The 12,784-nt window shown below is 41.3% G+C and carries 16 protein-coding genes; all 16 read left to right on the forward strand.

Annotated features, from left to right (window positions below):
• The first annotated feature begins 7 nt into the window (after positions 1 to 7).
• The 16 genes from ACPF7I_RS05645 to rseP all read left to right on the forward strand — a co-directional run bounded on the left by ACPF7I_RS05645 (position 8) and on the right by rseP (position 12,763).
• A complete protein-coding gene (locus tag ACPF7I_RS05645) occupies positions 8 to 2,068 on the forward strand; it encodes a chemotaxis protein CheW (protein ID WP_430744323.1) in 2,061 nt (686 codons plus the stop codon).
• A gap of 25 nt (positions 2,069 to 2,093) precedes the next feature.
• Positions 2,094 to 2,525 carry a chemotaxis protein CheW gene (locus ACPF7I_RS05650; protein ID WP_085789629.1) on the forward strand — a complete coding sequence of 144 codons (432 nt, stop codon included), beginning with the start codon at positions 2,094 to 2,096 and terminating at the stop codon, positions 2,523 to 2,525.
• Positions 2,526 to 2,532: 7 nt separating this feature from the next.
• Positions 2,533 to 3,168 (forward strand): chemotaxis protein CheC, encoded by a 636-nt coding sequence (locus ACPF7I_RS05655; protein WP_430744322.1) that lies wholly within the window; start codon positions 2,533 to 2,535, stop codon positions 3,166 to 3,168.
• The gene (locus ACPF7I_RS05660) at positions 3,161 to 3,661 is read left to right on the forward strand and encodes a chemotaxis protein CheD (protein WP_430745965.1); all 501 of its coding nucleotides are present in this window, start codon (positions 3,161 to 3,163) and stop codon (positions 3,659 to 3,661) included. The genes ACPF7I_RS05655 and ACPF7I_RS05660 overlap by 8 nt, the downstream gene beginning before the upstream one ends.
• Entirely contained in the window at positions 3,661 to 3,975 is a 315-nt protein-coding gene (locus tag ACPF7I_RS05665) for a hypothetical protein (RefSeq protein WP_430744321.1), read from the forward strand. Before ACPF7I_RS05660 ends, ACPF7I_RS05665 begins: the two co-directional genes overlap by 1 nt.
• A gap of 28 nt (positions 3,976 to 4,003) precedes the next feature.
• Entirely contained in the window at positions 4,004 to 4,744 is a 741-nt protein-coding gene (locus ACPF7I_RS05670; protein WP_430744320.1) for a FliA/WhiG family RNA polymerase sigma factor, read from the forward strand.
• Positions 4,745 to 4,778: 34 nt separating this feature from the next.
• Positions 4,779 to 5,036, forward strand: coding sequence for a hypothetical protein (locus tag ACPF7I_RS05675; protein ID WP_430744319.1), 258 nt, complete (start codon positions 4,779 to 4,781; stop codon positions 5,034 to 5,036).
• 10 nt (positions 5,037 to 5,046) lie between these two features.
• Positions 5,047 to 5,502, forward strand: coding sequence for a DUF6115 domain-containing protein (locus ACPF7I_RS05680; RefSeq protein ID WP_430744318.1), 456 nt, complete (start codon positions 5,047 to 5,049; stop codon positions 5,500 to 5,502).
• A 138-nt stretch (positions 5,503 to 5,640) separates the two neighbouring features.
• Positions 5,641 to 6,348: a 30S ribosomal protein S2 gene (gene rpsB, locus ACPF7I_RS05685; protein WP_021094186.1), complete on the forward strand. Its 708-nt coding sequence runs from the start codon at positions 5,641 to 5,643 to the stop codon at positions 6,346 to 6,348.
• A gap of 130 nt (positions 6,349 to 6,478) precedes the next feature.
• The gene (tsf, locus tag ACPF7I_RS05690; protein WP_430744317.1) at positions 6,479 to 7,360 is read left to right on the forward strand and encodes a translation elongation factor Ts; all 882 of its coding nucleotides are present in this window, start codon (positions 6,479 to 6,481) and stop codon (positions 7,358 to 7,360) included.
• Positions 7,361 to 7,422: 62 nt separating this feature from the next.
• Positions 7,423 to 8,145, forward strand: a complete 723-nt coding sequence (pyrH, locus tag ACPF7I_RS05695) for a UMP kinase (protein ID WP_021094184.1) — start codon at positions 7,423 to 7,425, stop codon at positions 8,143 to 8,145.
• Position 8,146: 1 nt separating this feature from the next.
• Positions 8,147 to 8,698: a ribosome recycling factor gene (frr, locus tag ACPF7I_RS05700; RefSeq protein ID WP_009732918.1), complete on the forward strand. Its 552-nt coding sequence runs from the start codon at positions 8,147 to 8,149 to the stop codon at positions 8,696 to 8,698.
• A gap of 93 nt (positions 8,699 to 8,791) precedes the next feature.
• Complete coding sequence (locus ACPF7I_RS05705) at positions 8,792 to 9,556, forward strand: isoprenyl transferase (RefSeq protein ID WP_042533883.1); 765 nt, start codon at positions 8,792 to 8,794, stop codon at positions 9,554 to 9,556.
• Positions 9,557 to 9,562: 6 nt separating this feature from the next.
• Positions 9,563 to 10,330, forward strand: a complete 768-nt coding sequence (locus tag ACPF7I_RS05710; RefSeq protein ID WP_430744316.1) for a phosphatidate cytidylyltransferase — start codon at positions 9,563 to 9,565, stop codon at positions 10,328 to 10,330.
• A 6-nt stretch (positions 10,331 to 10,336) separates the two neighbouring features.
• On the forward strand, positions 10,337 to 11,491 hold the full coding sequence (gene dxr, locus ACPF7I_RS05715) for a 1-deoxy-D-xylulose-5-phosphate reductoisomerase (protein ID WP_430744315.1): 1,155 nt from the start codon (positions 10,337 to 10,339) through the stop codon (positions 11,489 to 11,491).
• Between the two features lie 15 nt (positions 11,492 to 11,506).
• Complete coding sequence (gene rseP, locus ACPF7I_RS05720; RefSeq protein WP_430744314.1) at positions 11,507 to 12,763, forward strand: RIP metalloprotease RseP; 1,257 nt, start codon at positions 11,507 to 11,509, stop codon at positions 12,761 to 12,763.
• The last annotated feature ends 21 nt before the right edge of the window (positions 12,764 to 12,784 follow it).

Below are 12,784 nucleotides of genomic sequence, written 5' to 3' on the forward strand. Positions count from 1 at the left end.
AGGAACAATGGACATGAGTCAATACCTCGAAGTATTTATTGATGAAAGTAAAGAACATTTACAAACGATTAACGAACAATTGTTAGAGCTTGAAAAAAATCCAGATGACGTGTCAATCGTTAATGAAATTTTCCGTTCTGCCCACACGTTAAAAGGGATGTCAGCGACGATGGGATTTGAGGACTTAGCGAATTTAACGCATCAAATGGAAAATGTGCTTGATGGCATTCGCAATGGGAAAATTGCCGTGACACCTGAGTTGCTTGATGTCATTTTCCGTGCCGTTGACGATTTAGAAGCGATGGTTGTTTCCATTGCAGAAGGTGGGGATGGAAAGCGTGACGTTACAGCCGTTGTCGCGCAGTTAAAACAAATCGAAAAAGGGGAAGTCGTTGTCGCTCCACAAAAAAGAAATGCAATCCAAGAGCAAACATACGATGAATTTGAATACACCATTTTAAAACAGTCAGCTGAGCAAGGATTTCATAGCTATGAAGTGAGCGTGAAATTGCGTTCCGACTGCTTATTAAAGGCAGCTCGCGTATTTATGATTTTTGAAGTCATTGAACAAATCGGTGAAGTGATTAAATCTGTTCCCGCGGTAGAAATGCTTGAAGCAGAACAATTTGACGATCAATTTGTCGTGACAGTTGTGACAAAAGTATCACAAGATGAGTTACAAAAACGCATTATGAAAGTATCAGAAGTGGAAGAAGTGAACGTTCAGCCGGTTGATTTACATAGATCTGAAAACACGGTTGAACAAAAAGAGGAGCGGAAAGAGGAACAAAAAGAAGAGCGGAAAGAGGAACAAAAAGAAGAGCGGAAAGAGGAACAAAAAGAAGAAACAAAAGTGGCTGAACAAACAGTCGAGAAAAAACAAGAAGCACAAGAAGAAAAGCAAACCGGAAAGCAAGTGAGCAATAAAACGATTCGTGTGAATATTGAGCGGCTCGATATATTAATGAATTTGTTCGAAGAGCTCGTCATTGATCGCGGCCGATTGGAACAAATTTCACGTGAGCTAAACAACCCAGAATTGCATGAAACGGTTGAACGCATGTCACGCATTTCAGGCGATTTGCAAAACATCATTTTAAATATGCGCATGGTGCCTGTTGAAACGGTATTTAACCGCTTCCCGCGCATGGTTCGTCAATTAGCCCGCGATTTAGGAAAGAAAATTAACCTTGAAATTATTGGAGCAGAAACGGAGCTTGATCGCACGGTGATTGATGAGATCGGCGATCCGCTTGTTCACTTATTGCGCAACGCGATCGACCACGGTATTGAAACGCCAGATGTGCGCCGTGCGAAAGGAAAGCCGGAAGAAGGGACAGTCAAGTTAAAAGCGTATCATAGCGGCAACCATGTATTTATTGAAATTGAAGATGATGGTGCAGGCATTAGCCGTGAAAAAGTGTTGAAAAAAGCAATTAGTAAAGGGATTATCTCCGAACAAAATGCGGCGAATTTAACGGATAAACAAGTATATGAGCTTATTTTTGCTTCAGGTTTTTCGACAGCAGATAAAGTATCTGATATTTCTGGACGCGGTGTCGGCTTAGATGTTGTAAAAAGCACGATCGAATCGCTTGGTGGTTCGGTATCAATTGATTCAGAGGAAGGAGTCGGCTCGGTTTTTTCGATTCAATTACCGCTTACACTATCTATTATTTCTGTCATGTTAGTTGAAATCCAAAAGGAAAAATATGCAATTCCGCTGTCATCTATTATTGAAACGGCTATTGTGAAGAAAGAAGATATTTTGCATGCTCATAATCAAAAAGTCATTGATTTTCGTGGAAAAGTTGTTCCGCTTTTATTCTTAAAAGATATTTTTGAAGTGCCTGTCGTCAAGGAAGAAGACGATTTCTTATCGGTCGTCATGGTGCGGAAAGGCGAAAAAATGGCTGGACTTGTCGTCGATTCGTTTATTGGTCAACAAGAAGTGGTGTTAAAATCGCTTGGCAACTACTTAACGTCCGTGTTTGCGATTTCTGGAGCGACCATTTTAGGTGACGGACAAGTGGCGCTCATTATTGACTGCAATGCGCTCATTAAGTAGGAACAAGCGAGAGGGGGAATATAATGTGGCTGAGCTGAAAGTGATTGTGTTTCAATTAAAAGACGAAGAATATGCCATTCCAGTTCAACAAGTGCGTTCAATTGAAAAAATTCAACATATTACACGCGTTCCTCGCGTTCCGAAGTATGTGAAAGGCGTCATTAATTTGCGCGGCGTTGTAACACCAATTATTGACTTGCGCATGCGTTTCGGTTTAGAGGAAGCTGAGTTTTCTGACCATACGCGCGTCATTATCGTTGCGCTCGATGATATGGAAGTCGGTTTAATTGTTGATGCGGCAAACGATGTCGTCGATATTTCAACAGAAGCGATTGAACCGCCACCAGAGGTAGTGGATACAACAACGGCGGAATATATTAACGGTGTTGTGAAAATTGGAAAGCGACTATTCATTTTATTAAACTTAGAAAAAGTATTAAAAACGGAGAAAGGATAAATCGTCCATGTCATATTTTGAACGGATGGATGCCGTCCATATGGACATACTAAAAGAGATTGGAAATATTGGTGCGGGCCACGCAGCAACAGCGTTATCAAAGCTGTTAAACAAAAAAATCGAAATGACAATTCCGGATGTGCGCATCATTTCATTTGATGAAATGATGGATATTGTTGGAGGAGCTGACAATGTCGTCGCCGCTGTTTTCTTGCGCATTGAAGGGGATGCGCCAGGCAATATGTTTTTCGTATTATCTATTGAACAAGCAGAGCGGTTTATTCAGCAAATGATTGGCGATGAACAGTTTAAACTAGAACAACATTGTTCTGAATTGTCGCTATCTGCGTTGCAAGAGCTAGGCAACATTTTAGCCGGTTCGTATTTATCGTCTTTGTCAGATTTCACTCATTTAAATTTATATCCATCTGTTCCAGCACTTAGCATTGATATGATTGGCGCGATTTTAAGCTATGGATTAATTGAAATGTCGCGCGTTGGCGATCATGTCATTGTCGTTGATACAGCCATTCATGAAGAACATCAGCCTGATGACCGTGTAAATGGACACTTTTTCCTACTCCCTGACCCTGAATCATTTCACATTATTTTTCGGGCTTTAGGTGTGGAACATGATGAGTGAAATTGTTCAAATAGTAAAAGTAGGAATTGCTGACATGAATGTAGTAAAGGCACCACATGTCATTCGTACATGTGGACTCGGCTCTTGCGTCGGTGTCGTTGTGTATGATTTAGTGAAAGAAGTGGCAGGAATGGCGCATGTCATGCTTCCCGACTCGTCGTTGGCAAAATCTGAAAAAATGAATGTAGCAAAATACGCTGATACTGCGATTGAAGAGTTAGTACGGCGAGTCATTGGGGCAGGGGGAAGAAATGGTCATTTGAAGGCAAAAATGGCTGGAGGTGCGCAAATGTTTCAATTTCGTACAGGTACGACAGATATGATGCGCATCGGACCGCGCAACGTTGAGGCCGTTCGTGAGCAGCTTCAACGTTTTCGCATCCCAATCGTTGCTGAAGACGTCGGAGGGAGTAGTGGACGGACGATTGAATTTCATCCGAAAACAGGCATGTTGCTCATTCGAACAGTAAACCAAGGGGTACGGGAAATGTAATGGCTAGTACATGGAAATTTAACGTGATGTTTGCCTTATTTGGCTGTATCGTCGCTTTTTTTTCTTCACTATTGCAAAATAGTGTATGGACATCTATCATACGCGCGTTGATCGCATTTGTTATTTTCTTTGTTTTTGCATTTATCATTCGTTGGATGATGGCGTTTATTCAAAAAGATGCATCTGTACAAAATATGTCGTTAACACCATCGGATGAAATAGAAGTGGAACAGATGATTGAAAGTTTAAGTGAAGAAGAGCAACAAAAAGTAGCAGAGTATATTCGGCAACTATTGAGGCAGGAAGAAAAGTAAATGAACGTTAACATTTAGGGGGGATGATATGATTGAGCAATGCTGGCAAAAGTGGATTGATGCTCGCGATCGCGAGGCTTGCGATCAACTGATCGAAAAATATATGCCACTTGTCGATTATCATGTGCAACGTATTGCTTCATCCCTTCCGAAAAGCGTAAAAAGAGAAGATTTAAAAAGTTTAGCGCTACTTGGCTTATATGATGCGCTAGAAAAGTTTGATCCTTCACGCGATTTAAAATTTGATACGTATGCTTCCTTTCGCATTCGTGGCGCAATTTTAGACGGATTGCGCAAAGAAGATTGGCTTCCGCGCAGCGTACGAGACAAGGCGAAAAAAATAGAGGCAACAATTGAGCAGTTGCAACAAACACATATGCGTGATGTCAGCGCCAAAGAAGTGGCGGAAGCATTAAACATCTCAGAAGATGAAGTGTATGCGGTGATGAGTGAACAGTTTTTCGCCAATGTTTTATCTTTAGATGAGCGACCGTTCGATGATGACGACGATCAACCGTCATTTACGATTCGCGATGATCGATCTCTGTCGCCCGAAGAACATATGTTGCGTGAAGAACAAATTGCGCAATTAGCGAATATTATTCAACAGCTAAATGAAAAAGAACAGCTAGTCATTAGTTTATTTTACAAGGAAGAATTGACGTTTACAGAAATCGGACATATTATGGGACTGTCCACGTCACGAATTTCCCAAATTCACGCAAAAGCCTTATTTAAAATGCGCAAACTGATTGAGCAAGCGATATGACAGTCCTTCATCACTTTATGAAGGAAGTGAGAACATGAGTTTAAAATTAGTCGAGTTACAAGTGGCGTTGCCGAAAACGCATGAGCTCGGGAAATGGCAAGAACATATGCAACAATACGGACAGCTTGCTCAACAACAGCTTGCAACAGAAATAAAAAAACAAGATGAGCGCATTCGGCAACAAGTGACGAGAGCGGAACAAAGCGAACGTGCTAAGTGGAAAAAACAGTCTGAGAAAAAAGAAAAAAGTAAACATCCTTACAAAGGAACATATATTGATTTTATCGGATAAGAGGGATGATATGACGACGTTTTTATGGTTGATCAGCTTCGTTTTGCATGGTGTCTCGCTTTTTCTCATTATTCTTTTATCATTAAAATGGGCAAAAATTAAAGAGACAGAAAGAGAGCAAGCGGAGCTCATTCGCGAAATGGAAACGATGATGACGACATATTTAATGCAGTTTAAAGAGGAAAACGAACGATTTGTTAAACAAATGACATCATCGGCCGTTCGTCAAAAGAAAAAAGAAGCCTCTCCTCCATTTCGGGAAGAACAAGTACGACTTCCAGTTGAAGACGTTGTTGACCGAGTAGAATTATCAACAACTGCGCCAAAGGAAGAGCCGTCGCTCGAGTCGCTCATTTCAGAAGCGCTAAAACTTCAACAACAAGGAAAAACAATGGATGAAATTGCGAAAGCGTTGAAGCGCGGGAAGACAGAAATAGAGCTTTTGCTTAAATTTCACCAAAAGTAGTTGAATGTGCTTTTTAATTATGATATAGTTCTATTTGGTGTGAATACACACGCTCATCGATTTAAGCGACGGTGCTGCTTTGCAGTCTTGCTTAAAAATGACGTGAGCGGAGGAAAAAACCATCTAGGAGGATGAAAGATGTCTGTTATTTCAATGAAACAGTTGCTTGAAGCAGGGGTTCACTTCGGGCATCAAACACGTCGTTGGAACCCAAAAATGAAAAAATACATTTTCACTGAGCGCAATGGTATTTACATCATTGACTTGCAAAAAACAGTGAAAAAAGTAGAAGAAGCGTACAACTTCGTTAAAGAGCTTGCGGCAAACGGCGGCAAAATTTTATTCGTTGGTACGAAAAAACAAGCGCAAGATTCTGTGAAAGAAGAAGCAGAACGTTCTGGCATGTTCTACGTAAACCAACGTTGGTTAGGTGGAACGTTAACAAACTTTGCAACGATCCAAAAACGTATTAAACGTTTAAAAGAAATCGAAAGAATGGCTGAGGACGGCACATTCGATGTATTGCCTAAAAAAGAAGTGGTAAAACTAAAGAAAGAATTAGAGCGTCTTGAAAAGTTTTTAGGCGGTATTAAAGAAATGAAAGAATTGCCAGATGCGTTATTTGTTATCGACCCACGCAAAGAGCGCATTGCCGTTGCAGAAGCTCGTAAATTAAACATTCCGATCATCGGAATCGTAGATACAAACTGCGATCCAGACGAAATCGACTACGTCATTCCTGCGAACGACGATGCGATTCGCGCTGTGAAGCTTCTTACAGCTAAAATTGCTGATGCAATTTTAGAAGCAAAACAAGGCGAAGAAGCCGTTGTCACAGCTGAGTAAACGTGTGAAAGGTGATAAGAGGGGGAAGCCTTTTATCACCTTTTTTTAAGAAAATCGGGCATACTAAGCATACAAACCGTTTCGGTTTGTGTACATACGATTTCGCACATAAAAAAGGAGGATGTTTGACATGGCAATTACTGCTCAAATGGTAAAAGAGTTGCGCGAAAAGACAGGCGCAGGAATGATGGACTGCAAAAAAGCATTAACAGAAACAAACGGTGATATGGAAAAAGCGATCGACTGGCTTCGTGAAAAAGGAATGGCGAAAGCAGCGAAAAAGGCAGATCGCATCGCAGCTGAAGGAACAACGTTAATCGAAGTAGATGGAAATACAGCAGTCATTTTAGAAGTAAACTCTGAAACAGACTTCGTTGCGAAAAACGAAGGGTTTAAAACATTAGTAAAAGAATTAGCTGACCATTTATTAAAACATAAACCTGCAACAGTCGAAGAAGCATTACAACAAAAAATGGATAACGGTGCGACAGTAGAAGAGCACATTAATGCAGCGATCGCTAAAATTGGTGAAAAAATTACGTTACGTCGCTTTGCAGTTGTTGAAAAAGGAGACAACGCCGCATTCGGTGCATACTTACACATGGGTGGTCGCATTGCTGTATTAACTGTATTAGAAGGTACAACAAATAGCGACATTGCAAAAGATGTAGCGATGCACATCGCAGCAATTAATCCAAAATACGTTTCTCGTGATGAAGTATCTGCAGATGAAATCGCTCGCGAGCGCGAAGTGTTAAAACAACAAGCATTAAATGAAGGAAAGCCTGAAAATATCGTTGAAAAAATGGTTGAAGGCCGTTTAGGCAAATTCTTTGAAGACATTTGCTTACTTGAGCAAAGCTTCGTGAAAAATCCAGATGTGAAAGTGCGTCAATTTGTAGAATCAAATGGCGCAACTGTGAAAAGCTTCATCCGTTACGAAGTAGGCGAAGGAATTGAAAAGCGTCAAGATAACTTCGCTGAAGAAGTTATGAGCCAAGTTCGTAAGTAATGGAGACAAATAGGGAACACATATGTGTTCCCTATTTTTAAAGAACGGGATGGAGGTTTACAATGGAAAGTCCAAAGTATAAACGTGTCGTTTTAAAACTAAGCGGTGAAGCGTTAGCGGGAGAGCAAGGATTTGGAATTAATCCATCTGTCATTAAATCGATCGCTCAACAAGTAAAAGAAGTGGCAGAACTAGGAGTCGAAGTTGCCGTTGTCGTTGGGGGCGGAAACATTTGGCGTGGAAAAATTGGCAGCGAAATGGGGATGGACCGCGCCACAGCCGATTACATGGGGATGTTAGCAACGGTGATGAACTCGCTTGCCCTACAAGATAGCTTAGAGCAGCTCGGTGTACAAACGCGTGTACAAACGTCGATTGAAATGCGCCAAGTAGCTGAGCCGTACATTCGAAGAAGAGCGATTCGTCACTTAGAAAAAAAACGTGTCGTCATTTTTGCAGCAGGAACAGGGAACCCATACTTTTCAACGGATACGACAGCCGCGCTTCGTGCAGCAGAAATTGAAGCAGACGTCATTTTAATGGCGAAAAACAACGTAGACGGTGTATATAGCGCTGATCCAAAAGTGGACAAAAACGCTGTCAAATATGATGAACTATCTTATTTAGATGTCATTAAACAAGGATTAGGCGTCATGGACTCGACTGCTTCATCGTTATGTATGGATAACGATATTCCGCTCATTGTTTTCTCAATTATGGAAGAAGGAAATATTAAACGTGCTGTATTAGGTGAAAATATTGGAACAATTGTAAGGGGGAAATAACATGCAAGTATTAACGAATGCGAAAGAAAAAATGGATAAAGCTGTACAAGCGTTTTCTCGTGAACTCGCAACGATTCGTGCTGGGCGAGCAAATCCTGCTTTGTTAGAAAAAATTACAGTTGATTATTACGGCATGCCAACACCGATTATTCAGTTAGCGGGCATTCAAGTGCCAGAAGCGCGTCTTCTTGTCATTCAGCCGTATGACAAATCTGTGTTGAAAGAAATCGAAAAGGCGATTTTAGCATCAGATTTAGGTTTAACACCTTCAAACGACGGTTCAGTCATTCGCATTGCGATTCCACCGCTTACTGAAGAGCGCCGCCGTGAACTTGTGAAGCTTGTGAAAAAATATGCTGAAGAAGCAAAAGTTGCTGTGCGCAACATTCGTCGCGATGCAAACGACGAGTTGAAAAAGCTGGAGAAAAACGGTGAGATTACTGAAGATGAATTGCGCGGCTATACAGAAGACATTCAAAAACTAACAGACGATCATATCGCAAAAATCGATGCGATTACGAAAGAAAAAGAGAAAGAAGTGATGGAAGTATAAGTCCCTCTATGTTTATAGAGGGTTTTTTGTTATAATTACGAAATAGGGCGCACAGCCTAATTACGATCGATCAAAGCTGGAGGACATGCGCTTATGTTTGAAAAGATGAAAAGATGGAAAAACAAAGAAGAAGCGTATTCAAAAGAAACCGTTTTACAAGGACCGATTCCTGCGCATGTGGCGATCATTATGGACGGAAACGGACGATGGGCGAAAAAACGTGCATTGCCACGGATGGCTGGACATTACGAAGGTATGCAAACGGTGCGAAAAATTACGCGCTTTGCCAACGAACTAGGTGTGAAAGTGTTAACGTTATATGCATTTTCAACAGAAAATTGGAAACGACCGAAAACAGAAGTCGATTATTTAATGCAGCTTCCGGAACAGTTTTTAACGACATTTTTGCCCGAGTTAATTGCAGAAAACGTACAAGTGCGCGTGATGGGACATAAAGACCAACTACCTTTACATACGTTACGTGCAGTCGATCAGGCGATCGAACAGACGAAACAAAATACCGGTTTAATTTTAAACTTTGCTTTAAACTACGGAAGCCGTGCAGAAATTGTACATGCGGTTCAAAAACTTGTTGACGATGTGCAAAACGGAGCGATTCAAGCAAACGATGTCGATGAGCAATTGTTCCATTCGTATTTGATGACAAACGATTTGCCTGATCCTGATTTGCTTATTCGCACAAGCGGGGAAATTCGTTTAAGTAACTTTATGCTTTGGCAATTAGCGTATACAGAGTTTTGGTTTACAGATGTATTATGGCCAGACTTCACAGAACAACACTTTTTACAGGCGGTACATGAATTTCAGCAACGTAGCCGCCGATTTGGAGGCGTATAATTTCATATGAAACAAAGAATTGTGACAGCAATTATTGCAGCTTCAGTCTTTTTACCGATCGTCATATATGGCGGATGGCCATTTTTAGTCTTAACGTATATACTCGCTACGGTTGGTTTATTTGAACTTATTCGCATGAAAAAAATGTCGCTTTTTTCGTTTCCAAGCATCGTTAGTTTTCTTGTATTATGGCTCTTTTTATATCCGTATGAACATATGATAAACATATGGATACTCATCATCGGACTGTTTTTGTTGCTCATTTATACGGTCATATCCAAAAATGCGTTTACGTTTGACGATGTTGGGTTTATGATTGCTTCTTTACTATATGTAGGCGTTGGGTTTTATTCGTTTTTTCATGTGCGTGAAGCAGGGGTGTCGTACATTTTTTATGCGCTCTTTTTAATTTGGGCAACGGATAGCGGAGCATACTTTATTGGTCGAGCGCTTGGAAAACGAAAACTGTGGGAGCACATTAGCCCGAATAAAACAGTTGAAGGTGCTGTTGGAGGCATTTTATGTGCGATTTTTGTTGTTAGTGTTTATGAGTGGTTATCACCGTTTGCTCCATCTTTTCCGATGTTACTGATTGCGACAGTCATTTTGTCCGTTTTCGGTCAGCTCGGTGACTTAGTGGAATCAGCGTTTAAACGGCATTATGGGGTGAAAGATTCAGGTGCGATTTTACCTGGGCATGGAGGCATTTTAGATCGCTTTGATAGTTTGCTGTTTATTTTACCAATGTTACATTTGTTTTACCTCATTGTTTAAAAAGGAGTGGACAGCTTGCGAGCAATTAGTTTATTAGGAGCGACGGGCTCGATTGGAATGCAAACGTTAGATGTCATTCGTGCTCATCGCGATGCGTTTCGTCTCATTGCTTTTTCAGCTGGACGAAATATAGAACAGGCAAAAATCATCATTGAACAATTTTCACCAAAAGTTGTATGTGTTTCTCAAAAAGAAGATGCGGACATGTTGCAGAGCGAATATATTGGTCGAGTGCGCATCGTTTCAGGTGAAGATGGGCTCATTGAAGTGGCGACAGTGGAAGAAGCGGACATTGTCGTCAATGCGGTCGTAGGAAGCGTTGGACTAGTGCCTACGTTAAAAGCGATTGAAGCGAAAAAAACAATTGCGTTAGCTAATAAAGAAACGTTAGTTACCGCAGGCCATCTCGTTATGAAGCACGCGATCGATTACGGTGTGTCCATTTTGCCTGTAGACAGTGAACATTCCGCTATTTTCCAATGTTTACAAGGAGAGAAACAAAAAAATATCGAATGTATTATTTTGACGGCATCAGGCGGTAGTTTTCGCGATCGCACGCGCGAGCAGCTAGAACATGTCACGGTGGAAGAAGCGCTAAAACATCCGAATTGGTCGATGGGAGCAAAAATTACGATCGACTCCGCAACAATGATGAATAAGGGGCTTGAAGTCATCGAAGCACATTGGTTGTTCCAACTACCGTATGAACAAATTGACGTTCTTTTACATAAAGAAAGCATCATTCATTCTATGGTGCAATTTCATGACGGAAGTGTAATCGCTCAGCTCGGGACGCCAGATATGCGTGTACCGATTCAATATGCGCTAACGTATCCCGATCGTTTTCCGCTACATATCGAACGACTAAACTTCGCACAAGTAGCCACGTTGCATTTTCAAAAAGTGGACATGAATCGGTTCCGTTGTTTACAATTTGCTTATGAGGCAGGAAAAATAGGTGGAACGATGCCGACCGTATTAAATGCAGCGAATGAAGAAGCGGTGGCAGCCTTTTTAGCTGGACGAATATCGTTTTTAGCGATTGAACAGTGCATTGAACAAGCGATGGAGCGGCACGTGCCGATTGCTTATCCAGATCTCGAGACGATTCGCGAAGTCGATCGTGAAACGAGACAATATGTAAAATCACTACACATGTAAAAGGTGGTTGAAACGTTGGAAACGGTTATTGCTTTTATTATCATTTTTGGTGCGCTTGTGTTTTTTCATGAATTAGGGCACTTCATTTTCGCAAAGCGAGCAGGTATTTTATGTCGCGAATTTGCGATTGGATTCGGTCCGAAAGTGTTTTCAATGAAAAAAGGAGAAACGACATATACGATTCGTTTGCTCCCACTTGGCGGTTTTGTACGCATGGCCGGTGAAGATTCAGAAATGATTGACGTGAAGCGTGGTCAAGTTGTTGGCTTATTGTTTCATGCAGATGGGAAAGTGAAAAAAGTGATCGTCAATCATAAAGATGAATATCCCGATGCGAAAGTGATTGAAGTAGAACGCGCCGATTTTGAACATGAGCTATACATCGAAGGATATGAAGGCGATGATGAGCGTTTACAACGCTTTGAATTAAGCGATCCCGCTTACATCGTCATCGATCGAGAAGAAGTGCAAATTGCGCCGTACGATCGTCAATTTGGTTCCAAAACGCTCGGACAGCGCGCCATGGCCATTTTTGCTGGTCCGTTGATGAATTTTATTTTAGCGCTTGTCATTTTCATTCTTATCGGACTGTTGCAAGGTTATCCGGTTGATAAACCAGTAATTGGTGAATTGACAGAGGATGGTGCTGCACGTCAAGCTGGGTTACAACAAGGGGATGTCGTCATGTCGATTGATGGACAGCCGATGTCTTCTTGGACAGATGTTGTAACAATCATTCGGAAAAACCCAGAAAAACCGCTTCAATTTCAAGTCAATCGCAATGGTCAAATCATTGATCTCACCGTCACACCAGAAAAGAAAACGATCGAAGGTGAGACGATCGGTCTCATCGGTGTGTATGGACCGATGGAAAAATCGGTCGTTGGTGCTATAAAGCAGGGCGCGCTAGAAACGTACTATTGGACAAAAGAAATTATTGTTGGTTTAGGTCATTTGCTGACGGGAAGATTTTCGTTCGATATGTTATCTGGACCAGTTGGTATTGCAGTTTCGACGCATAAAGTCGCTCAATCAGGTGTGTATTACTTAATGAAATGGGGAGCGATTTTAAGCATCAACTTAGGCATTATCAACTTGCTTCCACTTCCAGCGCTCGATGGAGGACGGTTAACGTTTTTTGCGATTGAAGCGTTGCGTGGAAAGCCGATTGATCGCCAAAAAGAAGGCATTGTGCATTTTATTGGCTTCGCCCTTCTTATGTTGCTTATGCTTGTTGTTACATGGAATGACATTCAAAAATTTTTCTTATAATTAAATGAAGTAAGAGGTGCT

Source organism: Anoxybacillus dikiliensis (assembly GCF_050613275.1).
In the GTDB taxonomy this organism is placed as follows: Bacteria; Bacillota; Bacilli; order Bacillales; family Anoxybacillaceae; genus Anoxybacillus.

Coding starts and splice junctions, on each gene's coding strand:
- ACPF7I_RS05655 (WP_430744322.1), top strand. CDS start 2,533: ATGTCATATTTTGAACGGATGGATGCCGTCCATATGGACATACTAAAA.
- tsf (WP_430744317.1), top strand. CDS start 6,479: ATGGCAATTACTGCTCAAATGGTAAAAGAGTTGCGCGAAAAGACAGGC.
- ACPF7I_RS05710 (WP_430744316.1), top strand. CDS start 9,563: ATGAAACAAAGAATTGTGACAGCAATTATTGCAGCTTCAGTCTTTTTA.
- ACPF7I_RS05680 (WP_430744318.1), top strand. CDS start 5,047: ATGACGACGTTTTTATGGTTGATCAGCTTCGTTTTGCATGGTGTCTCG.
- pyrH (WP_021094184.1), top strand. CDS start 7,423: ATGGAAAGTCCAAAGTATAAACGTGTCGTTTTAAAACTAAGCGGTGAA.
- ACPF7I_RS05660 (WP_430745965.1), top strand. CDS start 3,161: ATGAGTGAAATTGTTCAAATAGTAAAAGTAGGAATTGCTGACATGAAT.
- ACPF7I_RS05645 (WP_430744323.1), top strand. CDS start 8: ATGGACATGAGTCAATACCTCGAAGTATTTATTGATGAAAGTAAAGAA.
- ACPF7I_RS05675 (WP_430744319.1), top strand. CDS start 4,779: ATGAGTTTAAAATTAGTCGAGTTACAAGTGGCGTTGCCGAAAACGCAT.
- ACPF7I_RS05670 (WP_430744320.1), top strand. CDS start 4,004: ATGATTGAGCAATGCTGGCAAAAGTGGATTGATGCTCGCGATCGCGAG.
- ACPF7I_RS05665 (WP_430744321.1), top strand. CDS start 3,661: ATGGCTAGTACATGGAAATTTAACGTGATGTTTGCCTTATTTGGCTGT.
- rpsB (WP_021094186.1), top strand. CDS start 5,641: ATGTCTGTTATTTCAATGAAACAGTTGCTTGAAGCAGGGGTTCACTTC.
- frr (WP_009732918.1), top strand. CDS start 8,147: ATGCAAGTATTAACGAATGCGAAAGAAAAAATGGATAAAGCTGTACAA.
- ACPF7I_RS05705 (WP_042533883.1), top strand. CDS start 8,792: ATGTTTGAAAAGATGAAAAGATGGAAAAACAAAGAAGAAGCGTATTCA.